Origin of the sequence: Methylophilus sp. 'Pure River' (genome assembly GCF_046765995.1) — a bacterium.
In the GTDB taxonomy this organism is placed as follows: Bacteria; Pseudomonadota; Gammaproteobacteria; order Burkholderiales; family Methylophilaceae; genus Methylophilus.
In genome coordinates, this window is record NZ_JBKOUE010000007.1 from 16,498 (window position 1) to 39,311 (window position 22,814).

Sequence of the window (22,814 nt, forward strand, 5' to 3'; positions counted from 1 at the left end):
ACCCCAGCTTCCGCTTGTTTCCTGCGTTGCTCGTCAAAATAAGCGGTCACGAAACTCAACCTGGCAGCTCACACAGAACGTGAGCTACTGCGGGATTCGAACAGTCGCTCCCTTCACCTTATTTTGCCTGCGCTACTCGGCGCGGCAGATGGGGACCCCGAACACCATGCGACTGCAACCATTCGCGAATTGAAGAAAAAGAATCTGGTTTTGGAACCGTCCAAACTTCTACTATGTGAGTTTGGCGAGAATAATCCCATCCCATCACGCTGAGTAGCGGAGACAAAATAAGAAGAGAGGGAGCGACTGTCTGAGCTCCGCAACAAGCCACGAAGAGTGTGGCTTGTCAGGGCGAGTTTCGTGACCGGCTTATTTTGTTGAGCAACGCAAGGGAGCCTTTAGGCCGTGATGGCTGGGTGCCCTCTTCTTTGGTTACTTTCTGGGGGGCAAGCACCAGAAAGTGACTCGCCAACAAGGCGAAAAAATACGACTAATAAAGAACCACCCGCTATGGCGTCCATCTCACCCCAATCGACAACCACTGCGTCTGACTATTGCCATTCACCTGCTGCCCCACTGTGCCATCAATCTGAAACACCTCCGGCACCAGCGAATAACGCAAGCCAACCTGATAAAACGGATTTTGTGTATGGTCACCAAAAACTTCTGCCACGCCTTTAAAGTTGCCGCCAAGTTTAAACTCTGAGCCTACGCCCATATTGACCTTGTTGCGGTCTTCTTGCCGATCGCGCAGCATGCCAACGTTGACATGCACAATGACGTCGTCATCACGCAGCGAGAAAGAAACCGGCACATAAAAATAGGTATTCCCCAACTGGTTGGGCCCAGGCTGAATATCCGGATGCATGACGCGCCCGGCGGCAAAGCCTATGCCCCAGCCATTGGTTTCCAGCGGTTTAAACAGCGTCTTAAACTGGGCGACCCAGTCTTCGGTGTGATAGTTGTCATCGCTGTTACGATAGCTACCGCCGCCCAGGGTAATTTCAAAATTCTCGCCGAGGTTGCATGCAGGCAGTGCCCATAGTTCATGGCCGCCTTTATAACTGCGCATCCAGCTTTCCAACTGGCAGCCATGGGCATTGGTCAAACGGGCATCATCCGTGACCAATGGGCGTGCAGCATTGGCATTGTGGGCAATGCAAAGTAAGCATACGAGGTAAAATAAGTGACGCATAAATAGTATCTTAGAGTTTTTTTGATGTTATTTTTTTGACATGACGATTTGATGAAATCAAGCCTGCCTATGCGGTTTCATTTTCATATTAGTTTCACTGGCCTCTGCCAACATAACGATTTATACTGTTTGCAGCATTTGTCTGGGGAGGCAAGCATGGCGACTATTGAGGTGACTGAAACCAGTCCGAACTCGTTTTCTGTCACGGTACATGGGTCGCACATCACTACGCATCAAGTCAGTGTCAAACCTGATTATGCGGATCCGTTGCTCGATGCCAAGCACAACGTTGCCGAATTGGTGGCGGCTTCTTTCCAGTTTTTGCTCGACCGCGAATCTAACACCAGTATTTTGAGAAGCTTTGATTTAAGCGTGATTGAACGCTATTTTCCAGAATACCCCAAGGCCATTAACCGCTACCTTAAGTAACCTATCCGTATTATCGCATGCTAAATATTACTCATGACACCCAACTCGCTGCCGTAGATTTGGGTTCCAACAGTTTTCGCCTCGAAATCGGACGCGTTGTGGACGGCCAGATTCTACGTGTCGACTATTTAAAAGAAGCTGTGCGACAAGGCGGCGACCTGGATGAAGAACGTAACCTGAAACCGCAGGCGTTTGAGCGCGGCCTGAAATGCTTAGCCCGCTTTGGCGAGCGCCTGAAAGGGTTTGCACCTGAGCATGTACGCGCGGTTGCCACGCAAACCTTGCGTGAAGCCGCCAACAGCGACGAGTTTATCAAACAGGCACAAAAAGTACTCGGCTATCCGATTGAGATTATCTCCGGCGTGGAAGAAGCGCGCCTGATTTACCAGGGCGTGAGCCGCATGCTGCCGCAATCAGACGAAAAACGCCTGGTAGTGGATATCGGCGGGCGTTCTACCGAGTTTATCCTCGGCCAGCATTTCAAGGCTAACGTCACCGAATCCTTGCGTTTGGGCTCTGTGGGCTGGTCACAAAAATATTTTGCCGATGGCCAGTTTAGCGAGCGCAACTTTGAGCGCGCCGAAATTGCCGCCGAGTCCATTATTGACATGATTGCCAGCCGCTACGTCGGCCAGTCCGAAGTGGCCTATGGCGCCTCTGGCACCGTGGGTGCCGTCGCAGATGTCTTGGCGGGTGCCGGTTTTGCTACAGATCGCATCGAACGGGCACAACTGGAATGGCTGAAGCAAATTTTAATTAAGGCCAAATCTGCCGACCGCCTGAATATGGAAGGCCTCAAGGACGACAGGCGTGCCGTGATTGGTGGCGGGCTGGCGGTATTGACCGCCGTGTTTGACACCCTGAAACTGGACACACTGATGGTGGCGAACGGCGCCCTGCGTCATGGCGTGCTATATGACATGCTGAGCTCTGACCATGCGACCGAAGATTTGCGCACGGCATCGATTGCGCGGCTGTGTAAACGCTTTGGCGTTGAAATGGACCACGCCAACAATGTGAGCAAGCTGGCCTTGTATTTTTATGACGCCATGCAGGCTTGCGACAGCCAAAAACCACTGTTGCACTGGGCTGCGTTGTGTCATGAAATCGGCTGGGCCATTTCGCACACCGACTGCAATAAACACGGCGCTTACATCCTGGACAACACAGAACTGATGGGTTTTGCACAAAGTGAGTTGCATACCATCAGCCTGCTGGTACTTGGCCATCAGGGCAAATTACGCAAACTGGCCGCCGACTTTGACAACCAGGACCTGGTCTGCCAGTTGATGGCCTTGCGGTTAGCAGTGATTTTCTGCCATTCGCGCCGCCTGCCAGCGCTCAAACACTTGCAGTTGGAGCGTCATAAACAGCAATTTATCCTGGCACTGTCGTCACAATGGGCCAGCCAGCACCCGCAAACCCATTACCTGCTGGAAGAGGAATGTCTGTTATGGCAAAAACTGGGCTGGCAGCTAGAGATCAGGCATAGCTAAATAAAATAGTTAAATAAAAAACGGGCATGTATGCCCGTTTTTTATTGTGTTGATGACAACTCAGTCTTTTTTCTTCTTGTCGCGCTTTTCGTCTTCTTCACGCAGCTTGACCACTTTATCGCGCCACTCCTGCAATTGTTCATCTTCAATCTCAAGCTGCAAAGCCAGTGCTTCTTCCTGGCTTAGTTTTTCCTTGATAAAACGCTTAGGCAATTTACCACCCATGCGTGACAGAATGCGTTCAGCCTCATCAGCGCTCAATTGTTTTACTTTATCCAGATACACCGGATTTACCTTGTCTTTCATAGCACTCCCTTTGATTCCCTGTTTGTCACAGGCTCGCTTTAACTGTTTTGCAGAATCCAGTCTGTGACCGGGTTCCACTGCGCAATGTCGACCTCTTTCAAGCTGTTCGACAATTCAAAAATACTTAAGCCTTCCTCCGCTGCCGTCACATAAATTTGTGATGAACGCAGCATAGAAAGCACGGCAAAGCCTGATTCATCCATAAATGCCAGCAGGCGCTCTGCTGAGCGCGTGCGAGGCATCACACGCATGCCCACCAGGCCAACAAATGTCTTGTGCTTGCGCACGGCTTTTTCTTCAGCCAGCAGCTCCAAAAAGTCCTGCGTGGCCCCAATATCAAATGCAGATGGCGCAATAGGCACCAACACCAGGTCAGCCTCGGTCACCGCATCAGAAATCTTTTTGTCCCGCAGCCCGCCCGGCGAGTCAGTAATCACCCAATCTGCTTTCTGCAAGGCAGATTTACCAAGGTCTTCCGCGTTAAACACGGTGGCAACATGCGATGGGCGGCGCGCCAGCCAGTCAGCTGAAGACTGCTGGCGGTCAATATCTTCCAGCACGATTTTGTGCCCCAGTTGCGCCAGATAGCCAGCAAGATTGGTGGCCAGAGTGGTTTTGCCGCAGCCTCCTTTGGTATTTGCCACCAATACCCTGCGCATCTCATACTCCCTGATTAAAGGTGCTGCATTTTGTCATGAAAAACAGCCTCTATAACACCACAAAAATATGAAATATTTATGACAATTGACGCCAGCAAAAAACGGTATACACTGTTTTCACAATATCAATTCAGGAGAACCACATGGCCAGCAAACCAGTCGCCAAACCCTTGAGCACCAATAAACCAGCCACAGCAAAAACTAGCAAGCCAGTCGCAACCAAACCGGTTGCCGCTACACCTGCCAGCGCGAAACCTGTTGCTGCAAAGCCCTCTACTGTAAAACCAGCCACGGCCAAACCTGCGATCAAGCCGATTGCCAAAGCCGTTGCAAAAACAGCGGCCGCTACGAAAAAAGTGGCTCCTGCCAGCTCAGCCATTAAAGTGGTGAACAAAACAGCGACAACGACTGAAAAGGACAAACCCAAAACCAGCAAGGTAAAAATGGAGCGCGATAGCTTCACCATGCCAAAAGAAGAGTATGCGCAAATCGCTACCTTGAAAAAACGCCTCGAAGGCCTGGCCAAACCAGCCAAGAAGAGCGAACTGTTGAGGGCAGGCTTGAAGCTGCTATCAGCAATGGATGACGCCTCTTTGAAAGCAGCGATGGCGGCCGTGCCAACGATTAAAACCGGCAGACCAAAGAAATAAGCCTGCATGCACCTGACTTAAAGTAGCCAGGTCATAGCCACCGCTTACTCAATCAAATCGGGGCTTTGCACACTATATAATTTATAGGGTGGCCCCGATTTTGGTAGCCGCAACCACCACACGGCACCTTTCTTAATACTGATCTGCCCGTCCGGCATGCCCAGGCTTTGTGCTGCCAGTTCCCCTATCCAGGGCTGGTGGCCGACCAGCATCACAGTCTCAAACGGACTTTGCGCCAGCAACTGCAATAAAGGCTCCAATGGCCTTTCGGGCGCCAGCCGACTATCCTCCTGCCAATCATCGCCCCAATAAGCCACGGTTTCACGCGTACGCACCGCAGGGCTCACCAGCACATACGTCTGTTTTGGCAGATACTTTTTGAGCCAGCTCGCCATTTGCTTGGCCTGTTTATGCCCTTTTTTGGTCAGCGCGCGCTCAAGGTCAGAGGCGCCGTGCAATAACACTTCGGCTTCGGCATGACGCCATAAAATCAAATTTTTCACTGACATCGCGCGGCACTACATGGAATGATATTGTTGCAATAACAGGTTCTGGCAAGACAGCGGCTCGGCATCCTGCGCCAATTGTGCCACAGGCACATACTGGCCTTTTTCTGCCAATTGCCAGGCATCCTTGTTGTCTTGCAGGTAAAGCTGCAGGCTTTCCTGGTAAATGCGGCTTTGCATGGCCGGGTCTTTAATAGGCCAGGCGAGCTCAACCCGCCGCATCATATTGCGGCTCATCCAGTCAGCGCTGGATAGCCACATATGCACTTGCCCATCCAGCTCAAAATAAAACACGCGTGAATGCTCCAGCAAGCGACCGACGATAGAACGCACGCGGATCCGACCTTTGACTGCGGGTGAGTCGACCGGCAAGATGCAGGCACCGCGCACAATCAAGTCAATCTCCACGCCTGCGCTGGCAGCCTTCATCAAAGCGGCCACCAACGGCACATCTGTCAGGGCGTTCATTTTGGCAATCACCCTGGCCTGTTTACCCTGCTTGGCCAGACGCTGTGCTTTTTCCAGCTGTTTGATCATGCTGTTTTGCAGGGTGAATGGTGCCACCAGCAAATGTTTCAAGGCCGGAATCGGCAACTCGCTGGTCAGGTGGCGGAACACCGTTTCCATTTCGCGCGTCAGGTTGGCATCCGCAGTCAGCATGCTCCAGTCTGTGTATAGACGCGTGGTTTTGGGGTTGTAGTTACCGGTAGAAAGATGGCCATAACGGTGTATCACTTTGCCTTCGCGACGCATAATCAGCAACATTTTTGCGTGCGTTTTCAAGCCCACAACACCATATACCACTTGCGCGCCAACCGACTCCAAGGCCTCCGCCCAGTTAATGTTTGCCTCTTCGTCAAAGCGCGCTTTGAGCTCCACCACCACCAGCACTTCTTTGCCACGACGCACGGCCTCTTGTAGCAAGCGCAACATGCGTGGATCCGCACCGGTACGGTAAATCGTCATGCGAATAGCAAGCACCTGATCGTCTTTGACCGCTTCTTCCAGTAATTGGATGACCACCTCAAAGCTCTCGTAGGGCTGGTGAATCAGCAGGTCTTTTTCACGCATTTGTGCCAGCAAGGAGGTATTACGTTTGATATGTCGTGGCCAGTGCGGTTGAAAAGGCACAAATTTGAGGTGGTCGCCCTTGGCCATGTCTGGCAACTGGATCAAACGCCCCAGATTGACCGGCCCGTTAACGCGATAAAGCGCGAGCGGCGGCAGGTTAAACTGCTTAAGCAGAAACTCGGCCAGCGTGTCATCACATTCCTGTGTGACTTCCAGGCGCACGGCTTCACCATATTGTCTATGCGCCAGCTCTTCACGCAAGGCCGTACGCAAGTTGATCACATCATCTTCATCCACCTCGAGGTCACTGTTACGCGTGACGCGGAACTGGGAGAAATGCAGGATGTTGGCGCCCTGGAACAGCACTTCCAGATTGGCGCGGATAATACTGGTCAAGGATACAAAGCATTGTTCGCCTTTGCTGATGGACGGCGGCAACTGCACCAGCCGCGGCACCACACGCGGCACACGTACAATCGCAATTTTCTCTTCGTCATCAACAGCAATGCGCACAATAAAATTGAGAGACTTATTGGCAACTTGCGGGAACGGATGCGATGGATCCAGCGAGACTGGCATTAAAAACGGCAACACTTCGCGCTTGAAGTAATTAGACACCCAGGTGGTTTGCTCCGGCGTACGCACACCACCAGACACCAGATGCACGCTTTCTTTCGCCAGCGCTGGCATCAGCGCATCATTAAACAACTGGTATTGTTGCGCCACCAGCGCCTGTGCCATGGTAGCCACTTGTTCACAGGTCGTGGCTGACACCGGCCCGCTGGTCACACCTTGCTGATACGCCTCCATCTGCAACGGCATGCGCACCTCAAAGAATTCATCGAGGTTGTTAGAGACGATACATAAAAAACGTAAACGCTCGAGTAAGGGATAGTCCTCTCTCTGCGCTAAAGACAGTACACGAGCATTAAAACTGAGAATGCTAAGGTCTCTGTCAAGCAGAGCAGGCGTGGTATTTTTCATGGCGATTATTGTATCCACTGAACCAGTGTCTATTGTGACAGTTTTATGAAATTACACGCCCTTCGGCTCGCACATCAGGTCCGGCTCACCAGATCGAAAGATCAACTCTGGCTCATGCCTCAAACACGGGGACCGCTCGCGATGACTCACGCACAGCTGTTTTTTGCTGGTAGCAACGGCTGGCAATCTTGCAGATATCGACAAAATCTTCAGCAACCAGCGCGGCACGGCCCAATAAGCCACCATCTATATCTGGCATGCTGAGTAAACTGTAGGCATTTTTAGGCGCCATACTGCCGCCATAGACAATACGAATCTGCTCGGCAAACTCGCGGTCGCGCTCAGCAATCATCATCCGGATAAACGCGTGCATGCGCTGTGCCTGCTCAGGCGTGGCATGCTCGCCGGTGCCAATCGCCCACACAGGCTCATAGGCAATGACCATATTGAATTTTTTGGCTAGCGCGAAGGCTTCATCATCCAGGCCATACACTACATTCAGCATCTGGTTGCGCACGATCAGTTCGGCCATATTGCCATCGCGCTCATCCTGCGTCTCGCCCACGCAAAAAATAGGCGTCAGCCCGGCATGCAAGGCATTGAGCAGTCGCTTGGTGGCGACCTGGTTACTTTCGAGTTTGAGGGCACGGCGTTCAGAATGGCCGATAATGGTATAGGTGCAGCCAAACTCGGCCACCATTTTGGCTGAAATGCAGGAGGTAAACGCGCCTTCGGTAAACTGGCTGACGTTTTGCGCGCCCCAGGCAATCGAAGAGTCTTGCAACAAGTCTTGCGCCTGATACAGGTATACATAAGGTAGACACACGGCTGTCGCTACGCCGTCCAGGTCGTGCAACTCCTGCTTGAGCCTGTTCAGCAAGCCTTGATTTTCAAGCAAGCCGCCGTGCAGCTTCCAGTTACCAATGACTAATTTTTCTCGCATGATGGGATTCCTTTGCTCATGCCCCCTCGATTTATAATTGCTTTTTTAGGCTGTTTATCTCATGTTGCTAATAGATAGCTGCCATTTTTTCCAGCGAAATTACTTTTATCTTACTCGCTTGTCCGGCACTACCAAAGGCCTCAAAGCGTTCTTTACACAAATGCTGTGCTGCCGTGGTCGCTTCTTTGAAATATTTGCGTGGATCGAACTCCTCAGGATGCTCGACCATATAGGCACGAATCGCCGCCGTCATCGCCAGGCGAATATCAGTATCAATATTAACCTTACGCACGCCATTTTTAATGCCTTCTACAATCTGTGACACCGGCACGCCATAGGTTTCCTTGATATTGCCGCCATAATGCCGAATTTGCTCCAGCAGAGATTGCGGCACACTGGACGAACCGTGCATGACCAGATGCGTGTTAGGGATTTTGGCATGGATTTCACGAATACGTTCAATCGAAAGCGTATCGTCTGAAGGTGGCCGCGTGAATTTATACGCGCCATGACTGGTCCCAATGGCAATGGCCAGTGCATCGACCTTGGTGGCCTCGACAAACGCAGCCGCTTCATCCGGGTCGGTCAGCAACTGCGATTCGTCCAGTTTACCTTCTGCACCCACCCCATCCTCTTCACCTGCCATACCGGTTTCCAGCGAGCCCAGCACGCCCAGTTCACCCTCAACCGACACGCCAACGGCATGCGCGAACTCGACGACACGGCGTGTCACTTCAACGTTATATTCATAACTCGCAGGCGTTTTTCCATCTTCCCGCAGCGAGCCATCCATCATCACGCTGGAGAACCCACTGCGAATCGCCATCTGGCAGACCTTGGGTGACGCGCCATGATCCTGGTGCATGCAAATGGGAATATGCGGATATTGTTCAATCGCCGCTTCAACCATTTTGCGCAAAAAAGACTCCCCGGCATAACCACGTGCGCCTGCTGAGGCTTGCAAAATCACCGGACTGTCGACTTCGTCGGCCGCCTTCATAATGGAGAGAATCTGCTCCATATTGTTGATATTAAACGCAGGCAGGCCATAGCTGTGTTCTGCGGCGTGGTCGAGTAATTGCCTGAGCGAAATCAATGCCATGTCATACTCCTTTATTATTTTGAAACTTGCTGATGATAATCACGCAAGCGCTGGATTTCCTGCTTAGCGCCTAACAAGACCGGCACACGCTGATGACATGCCGTCGGCTGAAGGGCCAGCACATCCTCCAGCCCGTCTATACTTGCCCCACCGGCCTGCGTCACCAGCAAACTCATGGGGTTAGCCTCATATAATAATCTCAAGCGACCTGCCTTGACTGGCTGCTTGCTATCGCGCGGATACAGAAACACGCCGCCACGCGTCAAAATACGGTGCACATCCATCACCATACTGGCGCACCAGCGCATATTAAAATCGCGCCCACGCGGGCCTTCGCTGCCTTGCAGGCATTCAGCAATATAGCGCTGAACGGCAGGTTGCCAATAGCGCTGATTACTCGCATTAATGGCAAACTCAGACGTTTCCTCGCTCATCTGCACGGTTTGTTGCGTTAATACAAATGATTGAGTCGTTTGGTCCAGCGTAAATACATGCGTGCCCTGGCCAATGCTGAGCACCAGCAAGGTAGCAGGACCATACATGATATAAGCCGCGGCACGCTGGTCCTGCCCCGGTTGCAAAAAGGCCTGATCCCCCAGCGTAGCCACGCCGAGATTAGGAATCACCGAGAAAATACTACCGACGACACCATTAATCGCCAAGTTGGAAGACCCATCCAAAGGATCCATGCTGACCAGGAATGGTGCATCCAGCGTCTCAAACAAGACTGGCGCATCCACTTCTTCTGACAACACGCCAGCCACCACTGCCGAAGCCCGCAAGTGAGCCACAGCCACCTCGTGACTGCGAATGTCCAGTTGCATCTGCGTTTCGCCCTGGACATTGGTACTGGTCATTTTTTCAGTGACGCCTTCCAATGCACCCTGCTTGATCAGGGCAGCAATTTCAATCCCCGCCTCGGCAATATGCCAGACCAGCACATTCAAGGCATGGTTGATAGAAACCTTCTTTAAAAACACATCCAATTGCATGGCAATCACCTTTAATGGATTAAGCGTACTTGGGCCATATGACACTGTAACGGATAGCACCGTCGCTTGAAGTCATGATGACAAGCTGAAAACCAGCGCATTTAAAAGTTAAGTCTGGATGGTTTCCGCGCGGTTAATGCACGAAAACATGCAATGTTTATGCCTGGCTTTTTAAAATAGACGCCACCATGCCCACATTGTTCAACCTGATTGGCCGATGGCGTGCCGCGAGCACTGAATAGACTTAAGTGCGTTAAAGCGCAATCAATTGCTGAATCGCTTGTTGTGCCGCGACAAACCCGGCACTGGCCGTCACGCAGATACTGGAGCCATAGCCCGCACAGTTGAGGCCAGTCAGCCCTGCCGACGACGTTTCACAAGCCTCTTCAGGCCGCTCTACCGGCTCATCCGAATACACGGCCACAATGCCAAATTTGGCTGATTTTTTATGATCCGATGCTTTAGGGAATCCATGGTCTCGTCGCAACTGGTTGCGCACCTTGGCCAGCATGCGATCTCCCTGTACATGTGCCAGGTCAGCCAGGCGTATGCGCGTCGCATCCAGCTTGCCGCCTGCACTGCCTACCATAATCAACGCCAATTGCTGCTGTTTGCAATAAGCCGCCAAGGCAATTTTGGCCTTGGTGTCATCCATGCAATCCACCACCACATCCGGCTGTTCGGCCAACATCGAGGCAAGATTTTCGGGGGTTACAAAATCCTCAATCTCAACCACCTCACAAAGCGGATTAATCGCAGCAATCCGCTCGCGCATGGCAGTCACCTTGGCCTTGCCCAACGTCTCTTCCAGCGCATGAATCTGGCGATTCATATTCGACTCGGCAATATTATCTAAATCGACCAGGGTTAACTTGCCAACCGCATTGCGCGCCAGCGCTTCAACCGCCCACGAGCCGACACCACCAATACCAATCACCAGCACATGCGTTTTTTGCAAACGGGCCAAGCCTTGTTCGCCATACAAACGGCGTACGCCACTAAAGCGGCGCTGAATATCCACTAACTGATCTGCGGTCATGCTGTTTGGGTCGTTTCCAGCACGACATAGGCCAGTGCCAGATTTTTTTCATCACTGATGCTGATATGCGATTGGTAAATATGATGCTGTTTGAGAAAGGCTTGCAGTGTCGATGACAGCTGTAACAAAGGACGCCCTAGCGCATCATGGGTGACAGCAATATTCTGAAAGCTGACATCACCGCGGATGCCGGTACCAATAGCCTTGGCAAACGCTTCTTTAGCGGCAAAGCGTTTGGCCAGAAAACGGGCTTTGAGTTTGCTGGCTTCATAATCTGCCCATTCACTGGGTGCCAGAATCCGTTTGGCAAAGCTATCACCGAACTGATCCAGTGACGCCTCGATCCGTTCAACTTCGACAATATCTGTGCCTATGCCGTAAATCATTGATGTTCTCCACAATGATTGTGTAATTGCATCATTTAGGTGAAAACTCTTTCATCAGCGCCTTCATCTCACGCACGGCGCTATCCCAGCCTACAAACAAAGCATGCGCTACAATGGCGTGACCAATATTCAGCTCTTCAAAACCTGGCAAGCGCGCAATATGGTGCACATTATGATAATGCAGGCCGTGACCAGCATTCACGACCAGGCCGGCCGATTTTGCATGTTTGAGCGCGGCGTCAATTTTTTCCAGTTCATCCAACTGGTCTTTTTCTGTTTCAGCATCGGCAAAAGTCCCCGTATGCAGTTCAATCACCGGCGCCCCCATTTTTGCCGCTGCATCAATCTGCGCCAAATCTGGTGCAATAAACAGTGACACGCGTATGCCTTGATCAGACAATTTCTTCACCGCATGCTCTACTTTGGCGTAGTGTGTGAGCACATCCAAACCACCCTCAGTCGTACGCTCTTCGCGGCGCTCAGGCACCAGGCAGACGTCCTGCGGGTTCACCTGAATCGCAATATCAATCATCTCACTGGTGACAGCGCACTCGAGGTTCATTTTAGTTTGCAGCAAGGGCCGTAAAGCAAAAATATCTGCATCCTGCATATGGCGACGGTCTTCGCGCAAATGCAAGGTAATGCTGTCTGCACCTGACTGCTCAGCACGCAATGCGGCCTGCACCACGCTTGGATATTTGGTGCCACGCGCCTGACGAATGGTTGCGACGTGATCAATATTAACGCCTAGTTTTAACATAGCTCTCTTTGTAATTGGGTGAATGACAACATTTTAACTGTTGATGATGGTAAACCAAATTAATCATGCGAAAAATAGAAAGATATTCCTGTTTAGACTTAAAGGTTTCCAGGCAAACAGACATGCCCTTCCCAAATCCAAGTTGTTTACCAGTTGCTTGAACGTATCTTCGCGTTTAAATATGGATATTCTTTCGCCTCTTGGCGAGTCACTTTCTGATGCTTGCCCCTCAGAAAGTAACCAAAGAAGAGGGCACCCAGCCATCACGGCCTAAAGGCTCCCTTGCGTTGCTCAACAAAATAAGCCGGTCACGAAACTCAACCTGGCAGCTCACACAAAACGTGAGCTACTGCGGGATTCAAACAGTCGCTCCCTCTACTCTTATTTTGTCTCCGCTACTCAGCGTGATGGAATGGGATTTATCTCGCCAAACTCATATAGTTGAAGTTCTAACGGTTTAAAAAACAGATTCGTTTATTTAAATTATCAACCGTTGCGCTCACTTGGTGTTCGGGGTCCCCATCTACCGCGCCGAGCAACGCAGGGTTGGTGGGGGTTCTCGGCCATCGGCTGTCCGAGTTCCGCAACAAGCCACGAAGTGTGTGGCTTGTCAGGGCGAGTTTCGATGGACGCCCGGCAAACCGAGTAGCACAGGATACAAGCGGAAGCTGGGGTGCATTTCTTTTGGTTACTTATTCTTTGTGCAAGCAAAGAAAAGTAACTCGCCTAAAGGCGAAAAGAAACGCTCAGACAATTAAACGCCTTTAAAACCCCTGTAAATCCACCAACAACTGCCTGGTATGCAACGGCTTCTCACCCAAGTAATGCTGCAACAAATAGCGCATCAATTGCTTGCTTTGCGACTGCGTCGTCACATTCGAGTAGTTACCCCGCGCCATTTCCAGCAGCGTTGCACCTTGTATCAACAAACCATTGCGGGTTGCCGATGGCGAGCAGGCGCCATAATCCGCTTCAAAACGATAGGTTTCATCCGCATGGATAATCTCACCATTTTCGTCATGCGTGAGGGGGACGGCATAGCCTAGCTCTTGCAACATTTTGAGTTCAAACCGACGCAGAATTTCGGCGAGCTGACCACTCCCTACATCCTGTTGCAAGGTCGAGAGTAATTGTATGGTTTGTGCGTAATATTCGAATAGTTGCGCATGAGCGTCATCGCGTGGCAGCAAGCGCAGCAGTAACTCGTTCATGTAAAAGCCGCACATAAGCGCATCACCGCGCAGCAGCGTAAGGCCGGTCATCCATTCTAACTCATGCAGGGTTTTGAGTTCGTTTTTGCCCGACCAGGTGCCAGCCAGTTGCTGAAAAGATTGCAGCATGCCTCGCATGGCAGAAAGTGGCCGCCGCGCGCCTTTAGCCACGGCCGCAATACGCCCGAGGTCGCGGCTGAACATTTCAACCACGAGACTGGTTTCTTTAAAAGGATAGGTGTGGAGAATGAAAACCGGTTGCTGCGATTGCTTGTGGCTACCGGAATCGGGGGATTTTACTGCCATAAAATGCCAGTAGTGAATCTGCTATTAGAAGCCCAGACTTTTCAGTGCTCGCGCATCGTCTGCCCAGCCGCCTTTTACCTTGACCCATGTTTCCAGGTAGACTTTGGAGCCGAACAGCTTTTCCATATCCTGGCGGGCTTCGGTGGAAATTTGCTTGAGCTTTTCGCCGCCTTTGCCAATGATCATCGGCTTCTGGCTATCTTTGTCGACAATAATGGCGGCAAAAATACGGCGCAGGTTTTTAACCGTTTCAAACTTCTCGATCTCTACCGTCACAGAGTATGGCACTTCGTCACCCAGCAGACGGAAGATTTTTTCACGCACCAGCTCGGCGGCCAGGAAGCGTTCATTCTTGTCGGTCAATTCATCTTCAGCATAGATGGCAGGCTGTTGCGGCAAGTGCTCGCGCACGGCTGACAGCAACTCATCAAGGTATAAACTCTTTTTGGCGCTGACCGGGACAATGCCGGCAAAGTCAAACAGCAGGTCAAAGTCCTGAATTAAAGGCAGCAAATTACCTTTGTCACCCATCAGGTCCGCCTTATTCACGACCAGCAATACCGGTTTATTTTTAGGCAGCAGCTTGAGCACGATTTCATCGGCTTCGCCCAATTTCATCGGCTCAATCACAAACAATACGACATCGACCTCTGTAAGCACCTGGGTGACGGTTTTGTTGAGTGTTTTATTCAGCGCGTTGATATGTTTTTGCTGGAAACCAGGCGTATCCACAAACAGAAACTGCGTATCGTCTGTGGTATGAATACCCAGCAGGCGATGGCGTGTGGTCTGCGCCTTGCGTGAGGTGATCGCCAGCTTCATGCCTAAAATATGATTTAGCAGTGTGGATTTACCGACATTGGGGCGACCCACAATGGCAACGGTACCACAACGAAAATCGTCTGTAGCGGGGGTAATTTCTTCTGTCATGATTGAATCTCGTCCATGGCCAATTTGGCCGCTTGTTGCTCCGCCACACGGCGACTGGTGCCCACGCCAGTGGTGGTCAGCTTGAGCTTTTTAATAAAACACTGCACGGTGAAGGTTTGCGCATGCGCCTCACCTTCAATAGAAACGACCTGATACTCCGGCAGATCCATTTTCTTGCTTTGCAGATATTCTTGTAATTGTGATTTGGCGTCTTTATCGATCGCCTTGGGGTCTATGGTTTGCAGCTTGTCGCGATACAACAATGCAACCACTTGTTGGGCAGCGTCAAAGCCGCCATCCAGGTAGACCGCGCCGACAATCGCTTCCAGCGCATCAGCCAGAATAGAAGGACGGCGCCAACCAGCGCTTTTGAGTTCGCCTTCACCCAGTTTGAGCGCATCGCCCAGATTGAGGTCGGTCGCAATTTCAGCCAGACTGGCTTCACGTACCAGCTTGGCGCGCAAACGGCTTAAATCGCCTTCTGGCAGATGCGGAAACAAATTAAACAGCTGGTGCGCAATAATAAAGTTGAGCACACTATCACCTAAAAACTCCAGACGCTCATTATTAGTGGCAGAAAAGCTGCGGTGGGTGAGCGCTTGTTGCAGCAAGGCAGGCTGCGTAAAGCTGTAACTAATTCTGGTTTGTAGTACCGGGAGTGCGTTCATTTAAATACGATCAAGCCAGCCATTAAGGTTTGCTGGCGGCATCAAAGTCGATCAACAACGTCATGGTGTCTGTCAGTGGGATTTTTTTCTGGTAGCGCATGGCCACCGTACCTCCACTGATGTCCAAATCACGGCCAGTCACCTCACGGATGCTGTCGACTTGCATCTGATGATCAAACGCAGTGCGCATATCACTGTCGCTTTGCAACAAGGGATCATGTGCAATACGATTCACGGTCGCCTGGATGGAATAGTACTCCATATAAGATGGCAATGCCTTCAAGGCGACGGTGCCCAGGATGCCAAACGCCGTTAATACCAGCAAAAAGCCGATCAAGCCGATACCGTGTTGGTGAGCGCTCTTTGAGTCATTCATTATACGATCCCTCAAGAAGATGTCTGTTTCCACACGGTTCACCGTGCACTTAACCAATACTTTGCCCGATACGGCGCCATTGGTCAAAGTTAAACCAGATAAAGAATGCCCGGCCGACCAGGTGCTTTTCTGCGACAAAGCCCCAGACACGGCTGTCTGAACTGTTATCACGGTTGTCGCCCATGGCAAAGTACTCACCTTCTGGCACGGTGATGGTTTCCCCTTGCATCAGGCGGTCACCCGCGCTGCCAGGGCTATACTGGTTCATGATGTCATGAATCAATACATCGTGTTTCACGTCGCCCAATTGCTCGCTCAAGCGGGATGCAGTCACATCCACTGCGCGCGCATTACCGCTTTCGTCATTCACATTCAGTGCATATTGATACGGTTGCACAAAATCCAGGTTGATGACTTTGCCATTAATGGTTAACTGCTTGTCTTTATACTGAATTTTGTCGCCTGGCAGGCCAATGACGCGCTTGATATAGTCAATCGAGGTGTCGGGCGGATAATGAAACACGAATACATCGCCACGCTTAGGCAGGCTCACCGGGTAAAACACATTATTGAGGATAGGCACGCGCAAACCATAAGTGAATTTATTCACCAGGATGTAATCGCCTGCCAGCAGGGTTGGCATCATGGAGCCGGAAGGAATCTTGAATGGCTCGACCACAAAAGAACGCACCATGAATACCAGCAAAATAACAGGGAAAAAGCTTTTACTGTATTCCACATACCACGGGTCGGCAACATCGCCCAAGGCACCTGCCTGGCGTTGTTTGCGCAAGACTAGAATATCGAGCAGCCAGATCACGCCTGAGACCAGCAAAATCACCAACATAAAGATTGCAAAATACATGCTTGTTTCCTGAGTAAGCTATTGCACTAAAAGTGACTATTTATCTTCTACACGCAAGATAGCAAGGAAGGCCTCTTGTGGAATTTCCACGTTACCCACCTGCTTCATACGCTTTTTACCTTCTTTTTGTTTTTCCAGCAACTTGCGCTTACGCGTAATATCACCGCCATAACATTTGGCAATCACGTTTTTACGCATGGCCTTCACTGTTTCACGCGCAATAATGTTGGCACCTATCGATGCCTGAATCGCGATATCAAACATCTGGCGTGGAATCAATTCGCGCATTTTAGACACCAGTTCACGGCCGCGATACAGGCTATTGGCGCGGTGCACAATCAGGCTCAATGCATCGACACGCTCGCCGTTGACCATAATATCCAGCTTGACCAGGTCCGCAGCACGGAACTCAAGAAATTCGTAGTCCATGGAGGCATAGCCACGTGAGACTGACTTCAGCTTATCAAAGAAATCCAGCACCACCTCATTCAACGGCATCTCGTAGCTCAACATGACCTGGCGGCCCATGTATTGCATATTGCGCTGGATACCACGCTTGTTATTACACAAGGTCATCACCGGTCCCACATAGTCTTGTGGCATCAGCAAGTTCACCACAATCATGGGCTCACGAATTTCTTCCACCCGTGAAGGCTCAGGCAAACGTGACGGGTTCTCGATTTGTACTACTTCACCACTTCTAAGTAACAGCTCATAAATCACTGTAGGCGCAGTGGTGATCAAATCCATGTCGTACTCGCGCTCCAGGCGCTCCTGTACGATCTCCATATGCAGCAAACCCAAAAAGCCGCAGCGGAAGCCAAAACCCAGCGCAGTCGAATTTTCCGGCTCAAACTGCAAGCTGGAGTCATTCAACCTCAGCTTTTCCAGTGCAGTACGCAAGGATTCGAACTGGTTGGACTCCACCGGATACAAACCCGCAAACACCTGTGGCTTCACCTCTTTAAAGCCAGGCAGTGGCTCAGCAGCAGGTTTACCTGCCAGCGTTACCGTGTCACCCACTTTAGCCGCTGCCAGCTCTTTAATACCGGCAATCACAAAACCCACTTCACCAGCGCTTAATTGCGTGCGCTGTAGTGATTTAGGTGTAAACACACCGACTTGTTCACACAAGTATTCAGCACCCGTCGCCATCAAGCGGATTTTTTCTTTGGCCTTCAGCGCACCATCCACCACACGCACTAGCATCACTACGCCCACATAGTTATCAAACCAGGCGTCAATCACCAGGGCTTTCAGAGGCGCATCAATATCACCGACTGGCGGTGGTACCTTGGCAACCACCTCTTCCAGCACATCGCGCACGCCTTCACCAGTTTTGGCGGAACAACGTACTGCGTCAGTCGCATCCACACCGATGACATCTTCAATCTCTTGCGAGACACGCGCTGGGTCTGCAGAGGGCAAATCAATCTTGTTGAGGACAGGCGTCACTTCGACACCCAGGTCAATCGCGGTGTAGCAGTTGGCCACACTTTGCGCTTCCACCCCTTGCGAGGCATCCACTACCAGCAAAGCCCCTTCACAAGCAGACAGCGAGCGGCTCACTTCGTAGCTAAAGTCGACGTGACCGGGGGTATCAATCAGGTTGAGCTGATAAATTTCACCGTTATTGGCCTTGTATTGCAGGGCCGCCGTTTGTGCCTTGATGGTGATGCCGCGCTCACGCTCGATATCCATGCTATCGAGCACTTGTGCTTCCATTTCACGGTCGGCCAAACCACCGCACAATTGAATAATGCGGTCTGCCAGTGTCGATTTGCCGTGGTCAATGTGAGCAATAATCGAAAAATTACGAATATTTTTCATGTTCAGTTATGCGTTATTTACAAGCAAGAAAGGCGCTTGAAGCGCCTTTCAAATGGGGTGCATTTTACAACAAATGCATGAATATCAGTGATTTATTTTCCGTCCAGGCCCAGGCAGGCAACGTTAATCTCGACCTTTAAAAAAACAAAAAGACAGGCTGACCTGTCTTTTTGTAACATCAAAACAGCCCTTACTTGATTTTAATCGGCACGTACAAGGTATTTTCACCTCGTTGTACCAGCACGGCCACGGTTTTACCTGCAGCCACGGCATTGATCTGTTTGTTAAATGCATCCACGCTTTGGCTTTCATTGTTATTCAAACCAAGAATGACATCACCACGGCGAATACCGGCTTGTGCCGCCGCACCGCTACTTTCAATCACCAGCAGGCCATTTTTGCCATTTAGCTTCTTCTTCTGCAACGCAGTCAGCTCGCGCAACGTCAGGCCAATCTTATTCGCCTCAGGCTTGACCGGCTCTTTACTGGATGCAACCACTTCTGGTTGCTCGCTAGGCATTTCGCCCACCCCCAATTGCAAGGTTTTATTAGCACCTTTACGCACAATCTCCACGGGCACCACTTTACCCGGCTTGGTGGTCGCCACCACACGTGGCAAATCACTTGAAGTCGTAATTGGCTTGCCATCAAACTTGAGAATAATATCGCCAGCTTCCAAGCCGCCCTTATCCGCCGGGCTGTTTTTCTCAATGCCTGCGATCAAAGCACCGCTGGTTTGCTTGAGACCAAACGAATCAGCCAGGTCTTTGGTCACTTCCTGGATACCGATACCTAACCAGCCACGCGCAATGCGGCCAGTCGCCTTGAGCTGATTGGAAATATCAATGGCGACATCAATTGGGATACTGAAAGACAAGCCCATGGAGCCGCCACTCTTGCTGTAAATCTGCGAGTTCACGCCCACCACTTCGCCACGCAGGTTAAACAACGGGCCACCTGAGTTACCCGGGTTAATCGCCACATCGGTTTGAATAAATGGTACATAGTTTTCTTGCGGCAGCGCACGACCCTTGGCACTGACAATACCGGCGGTCATGGTGTTTTCAAGGCCAAAAGGCGAGCCAATCGCTGCCACCCACTCACCAACCTTCAATGCGTTCGGATCGCCAACAGTCACCTTAGGCAAGCCAGTCGCTTCAATCTTGATCAAAGCAACGTCAGTACGCTTATCTGCACCAATGATTTTTGCCTTGAATTCACGCTTGTCATACAGCTTGACCAACACTTCATCTGCCTCATTCACCACATGTGCGTTAGTGAGAATGTAACCATCGGCACTGATAATAAAACCAGAACCCAATGACTGCGTTTTATAGTCCTGACCACCGTCCTGGCCTTGCCCACCAGGCATGCCGGGGATACCAAAGCGACGCAGAAACTCTTGCAGATTTTCGTCATTTGGCATGCCAGGAAAGCCAATATTGCCACCATGCACCACAGAAGTAATGCTGATATTGACCACCGCAGGCCCTTGCTTTTCTGCCAGCTCAGTGAAGTCCGGCAAATCTTTGGCCTCTACGGCCACCACTGGCATAGCGATGGTGATTGCACATGCCAACATCACGCCAGAAATCCATTGTTTCATCATGATTATCCTACCATTTAATGATTAAAAAATCGTTTACGCCATCCTGCTAAATGCAGCACGGGAATATTGATACTTGAAAGCGTCACCATCATTACATGGCGACGCTGTAGAGAAATACAAGTTGCGGAGAGATTGGATGCGCACCATGTCATTGAACTGGTTGAATGATTGTTCACCAGGCATGAAAATTATTTTTTAAATGTCACCTGCTGTGCGATTTGTTCAACCGTTTGCGCAGGCACTTCGCCCACCACGACCAACTGGTAACCATTCAACACATGCGCATAGACATTGGTTGACCCCATGGTTTTCTTACCAACGCGGGGCTGCATGCCCTTCGCCATGGGCTCCACAAACAGCGATACGGACGCCAGGCCATCAGAGAAAATCAACTGTTGCACCGGCGCAGTCCTGCCGGGTACTCTCAACTGGATTTGATCGACTTTTTTGTAGCCCGTGGGCAAGTTTGCCACCACTAGATTATCCACGGTATGCGTCAAATCAGTGGTGTCATCCATGACATATGGTTTGGTCGCATCGATCTTGGGCTGAAACCAGTCCAGGTCTTTGGTGTGCAGCATGGCCACCTGGTTAAAACCTATCTGCTCCAGCGTATGGCCTTGCATATCAAGCATGCTCATTTTGAGCAACAATCCATATTCGGCATCCGACCAGATGCGATACTGATAACGCAGATTATCATTCGGCACCATGTCTATGACTTGCGCCAGCCGCCCGGCAATGCGCTCCTGGCCGACAAATTTCAGCTTGTAATTTTGCTTGAGGGGATATAACTGTGTGGGCAACATGGCCGGAAACAGATTCTGGCCACGCCGTTTCTCGATCACGACTTTGTCATTTTTGGCATTGAAGATGACGATATCATCACCTTCACTGAAGACCTCGCGCGGCCTGCCATCCAGCACCACATTGCGGGTAAACTCGCGCCCACCCTCATAAATATGGGTAATCTGCACCGAGCGTATCATCGCCCCATTGTGATACACAAACAGGCCCTGATAATTCAACTCACGGGCAGCAGAAGCGGTTTTCTGCATGGTTGCCCAGAGGTCCTCTTCGGCAAATGCTGGCAGGCTGATCGCAGCCAGACACAAGACAGGCAGAAATGCCCGCAGGAAATCATTCTTAGGTGACATACAGTAACGACAGTAAGGTTATTCGCCAGCGTTGTAAGCTACATTGTGCATGTAATAAGTGGCACTATTGGGCGCATAGTTATGATGCGCGACGACATACTGGTCGGTGTCGTTATCCGCAATTTGTGTTGGTGCACCAACCTCAGGCTGATTGAGCACGAACATGCCGACAAAGAAAGCGGCAGCCACAGAAGCGGCAATTGACCAGCTATATTTACTGAAACGCGGGCGGATATGGGTGACTTTGTCAGAAACAGTCACGGCTTGCGGCACCAGCATGGTTGGCTCGTCATCCAGCTGCGCCATAATACGGCTGGTCATATCAGATTGCACCCAGCACTCTTCACGAAGCACATCACGAATCACATGATAGTCACGCCAGGCCTGGGCAACCTCGCCCGTAGATTTGGCTGCGAGAAAAATATGTTCACAGCGTTCAACATCGACTTCACCGTCGACCAATGCAGATAATTGCTGCTTCATAATAACCCCAAGTCAATCAATGTTTTTATGTTAGCATTTAACAAAAAATTTGTCATAACACCTACACACCCGCTACCGTTTAGTAGCCTACCGTTTTATAGCAAATATCGCGCGATTACCAACGTTTATGCTGAGGCGTATCCAGCAATGGTCTCAGCTTTGCTGCGATCGTTTCGCGCGCCCTGAAAATACGTGAACGTACGGTACCAATCGGACACTGCATCACGTTTGCAATGTCTTCATAACTCAAGCCTTCCAACTCGCGCAAAGTAATGGCGGTGCGTAACTCTTCAGGCAATGCGGCAATCGCATCGTTCACCGTTTGCGCAATTTCTTTTGTCATCAGCGAGGTCTCAGGCGTTTCCATCGTACGCATGTCATCGCCTTCATCGAAGTTTTCTACATCTTCAATTTCCACATCCTGCATCACCTGTGGCTTGCGCCCCAAAGACACCAGGTAATTTTTGGCCGTGTTAATACCAATGCGGTATAACCAGGTATAGAACGCGCTATCGCCCCTAAAACTGTGCAATGCACGATAAGCCTTGATAAAAGACTCCTGCACCACATCTTCAACTTCGGCCTGGTCACGAATCATGCGCGACAACAGGCGTCCAAGTTTACGGTGGTATTTTTCTACCAACAATCCAAAGGCGCGTTTATCGCCTTGCTGAGCGCGCTCAACCAGCATTTGGTCAAACTCTTTATTCTCTTGCTGTTTGGCGTTCGCCGCCTGAACAGTCATATCGCGATGACTCCCTTGGGTAATTTTATGATTGGGAGTAGTATACGCTTTTGTGTTATTTTCGACGAACCCGGTGCGCGTTAACGCCTCTAAATTTGCTGTGTGTAACATCGCCT

General features: G+C 50.8%; 24 protein-coding genes. 3 read left to right on the forward strand and 21 right to left on the reverse strand.

What is annotated here, in order from left to right; all coding sequences use genetic code 11:
* Positions 1 to 508 precede the first annotated feature (508 nt).
* Entirely contained in the window at positions 509 to 1,195 is a 687-nt protein-coding gene (locus ACIDE9_RS09490; RefSeq protein WP_411994385.1) for a hypothetical protein, read from the reverse strand.
* Positions 1,196 to 1,351: 156 nt separating this feature from the next.
* On the opposite strand from ACIDE9_RS09490, the gene ACIDE9_RS09495 reads away from it, so the two are divergent.
* Together ACIDE9_RS09495 and ACIDE9_RS09500 are read left to right on the forward strand one after the other, a co-directional pair.
* The gene (locus tag ACIDE9_RS09495; protein WP_228519969.1) at positions 1,352 to 1,624 is read left to right on the forward strand and encodes a hypothetical protein; all 273 of its coding nucleotides are present in this window, start codon (positions 1,352 to 1,354) and stop codon (positions 1,622 to 1,624) included.
* A 17-nt stretch (positions 1,625 to 1,641) separates the two neighbouring features.
* Complete coding sequence (locus ACIDE9_RS09500) at positions 1,642 to 3,120, forward strand: exopolyphosphatase (RefSeq protein ID WP_411994387.1); 1,479 nt, start codon at positions 1,642 to 1,644, stop codon at positions 3,118 to 3,120.
* Positions 3,121 to 3,180: 60 nt separating this feature from the next.
* Here ACIDE9_RS09500 and ACIDE9_RS09505 read toward each other — a convergent pair whose 3' ends face one another.
* A complete protein-coding gene (locus tag ACIDE9_RS09505; protein WP_194741681.1) occupies positions 3,181 to 3,426 on the reverse strand; it encodes a hypothetical protein in 246 nt (81 codons plus the stop codon).
* Between the two features lie 38 nt (positions 3,427 to 3,464).
* Positions 3,465 to 4,085, reverse strand: a complete 621-nt coding sequence (locus ACIDE9_RS09510; protein WP_019883106.1) for a ParA family protein — start codon at positions 4,083 to 4,085, stop codon at positions 3,465 to 3,467.
* A 143-nt stretch (positions 4,086 to 4,228) separates the two neighbouring features.
* Here ACIDE9_RS09510 and ACIDE9_RS09515 point away from each other — a divergent pair, with 143 nt between their 5' ends.
* Complete coding sequence (locus ACIDE9_RS09515) at positions 4,229 to 4,735, forward strand: hypothetical protein (protein WP_411994390.1); 507 nt, start codon at positions 4,229 to 4,231, stop codon at positions 4,733 to 4,735.
* A gap of 44 nt (positions 4,736 to 4,779) precedes the next feature.
* Here the strand turns inward: ACIDE9_RS09515 and ACIDE9_RS09520 are convergent, their stop codons facing one another.
* The 18 genes from ACIDE9_RS09520 to rpoE all read right to left on the reverse strand — a co-directional run bounded on the left by ACIDE9_RS09520 (position 4,780) and on the right by rpoE (position 22,698).
* Positions 4,780 to 5,244, reverse strand: a complete 465-nt coding sequence (locus tag ACIDE9_RS09520) for a SixA phosphatase family protein (RefSeq protein WP_194741679.1) — start codon at positions 5,242 to 5,244, stop codon at positions 4,780 to 4,782.
* A 9-nt stretch (positions 5,245 to 5,253) separates the two neighbouring features.
* Positions 5,254 to 7,296: a polyphosphate kinase 1 gene (ppk1, locus tag ACIDE9_RS09525; protein WP_411994392.1), complete on the reverse strand. Its 2,043-nt coding sequence runs from the start codon at positions 7,294 to 7,296 to the stop codon at positions 5,254 to 5,256.
* 112 nt (positions 7,297 to 7,408) lie between these two features.
* On the reverse strand, positions 7,409 to 8,239 hold the full coding sequence (gene tpiA / locus ACIDE9_RS09530; protein WP_411994394.1) for a triose-phosphate isomerase: 831 nt from the start codon (positions 8,237 to 8,239) through the stop codon (positions 7,409 to 7,411).
* A gap of 67 nt (positions 8,240 to 8,306) precedes the next feature.
* Positions 8,307 to 9,341: a class II fructose-bisphosphate aldolase gene (fba, locus tag ACIDE9_RS09535; protein WP_194754606.1), complete on the reverse strand. Its 1,035-nt coding sequence runs from the start codon at positions 9,339 to 9,341 to the stop codon at positions 8,307 to 8,309.
* 14 nt (positions 9,342 to 9,355) lie between these two features.
* Positions 9,356 to 10,333 carry a class 1 fructose-bisphosphatase gene (locus ACIDE9_RS09540; protein WP_411994397.1) on the reverse strand — a complete coding sequence of 326 codons (978 nt, stop codon included), beginning with the start codon at positions 10,331 to 10,333 and terminating at the stop codon, positions 9,356 to 9,358.
* 253 nt (positions 10,334 to 10,586) lie between these two features.
* Positions 10,587 to 11,372, reverse strand: a complete 786-nt coding sequence (locus ACIDE9_RS09545; RefSeq protein WP_411994399.1) for a ThiF family adenylyltransferase — start codon at positions 11,370 to 11,372, stop codon at positions 10,587 to 10,589.
* Positions 11,369 to 11,758, reverse strand: coding sequence for a holo-ACP synthase (gene acpS / locus ACIDE9_RS09550; RefSeq protein ID WP_411994401.1), 390 nt, complete (start codon positions 11,756 to 11,758; stop codon positions 11,369 to 11,371). The genes ACIDE9_RS09545 and acpS overlap by 4 nt, the downstream gene beginning before the upstream one ends.
* Before the next feature lie 31 nt (positions 11,759 to 11,789).
* The gene (gene pdxJ, locus ACIDE9_RS09555; RefSeq protein WP_411994403.1) at positions 11,790 to 12,518 is read right to left on the reverse strand and encodes a pyridoxine 5'-phosphate synthase; all 729 of its coding nucleotides are present in this window, start codon (positions 12,516 to 12,518) and stop codon (positions 11,790 to 11,792) included.
* Between the two features lie 764 nt (positions 12,519 to 13,282).
* Complete coding sequence (gene recO / locus ACIDE9_RS09560) at positions 13,283 to 14,035, reverse strand: DNA repair protein RecO (protein ID WP_194754611.1); 753 nt, start codon at positions 14,033 to 14,035, stop codon at positions 13,283 to 13,285.
* Positions 14,036 to 14,059: 24 nt separating this feature from the next.
* Entirely contained in the window at positions 14,060 to 14,965 is a 906-nt protein-coding gene (gene era, locus ACIDE9_RS09565) for a GTPase Era (protein ID WP_411994406.1), read from the reverse strand.
* Positions 14,962 to 15,633, reverse strand: a complete 672-nt coding sequence (rnc, locus tag ACIDE9_RS09570) for a ribonuclease III (RefSeq protein ID WP_194741667.1) — start codon at positions 15,631 to 15,633, stop codon at positions 14,962 to 14,964. Before rnc ends, era begins: the two co-directional genes overlap by 4 nt.
* Before the next feature lie 22 nt (positions 15,634 to 15,655).
* Complete coding sequence (locus ACIDE9_RS09575) at positions 15,656 to 16,009, reverse strand: DUF4845 domain-containing protein (RefSeq protein ID WP_194754613.1); 354 nt, start codon at positions 16,007 to 16,009, stop codon at positions 15,656 to 15,658.
* 49 nt (positions 16,010 to 16,058) lie between these two features.
* Complete coding sequence (gene lepB / locus ACIDE9_RS09580; RefSeq protein WP_194741665.1) at positions 16,059 to 16,874, reverse strand: signal peptidase I; 816 nt, start codon at positions 16,872 to 16,874, stop codon at positions 16,059 to 16,061.
* Positions 16,875 to 16,910: 36 nt separating this feature from the next.
* The gene (gene lepA, locus ACIDE9_RS09585) at positions 16,911 to 18,704 is read right to left on the reverse strand and encodes a translation elongation factor 4 (protein WP_194754615.1); all 1,794 of its coding nucleotides are present in this window, start codon (positions 18,702 to 18,704) and stop codon (positions 16,911 to 16,913) included.
* Positions 18,705 to 18,894: 190 nt separating this feature from the next.
* A complete protein-coding gene (locus ACIDE9_RS09590; protein WP_194754616.1) occupies positions 18,895 to 20,313 on the reverse strand; it encodes a DegQ family serine endoprotease in 1,419 nt (472 codons plus the stop codon).
* Positions 20,314 to 20,501: 188 nt separating this feature from the next.
* Complete coding sequence (locus ACIDE9_RS09595; RefSeq protein WP_411994409.1) at positions 20,502 to 21,470, reverse strand: MucB/RseB C-terminal domain-containing protein; 969 nt, start codon at positions 21,468 to 21,470, stop codon at positions 20,502 to 20,504.
* Positions 21,471 to 21,488: 18 nt separating this feature from the next.
* A complete protein-coding gene (locus ACIDE9_RS09600) occupies positions 21,489 to 21,953 on the reverse strand; it encodes a sigma-E factor negative regulatory protein (protein WP_411994411.1) in 465 nt (154 codons plus the stop codon).
* 115 nt (positions 21,954 to 22,068) lie between these two features.
* Entirely contained in the window at positions 22,069 to 22,698 is a 630-nt protein-coding gene (rpoE, locus tag ACIDE9_RS09605) for an RNA polymerase sigma factor RpoE (RefSeq protein ID WP_019883135.1), read from the reverse strand.
* Between the last annotated feature and the right edge of the window lie 116 nt (positions 22,699 to 22,814).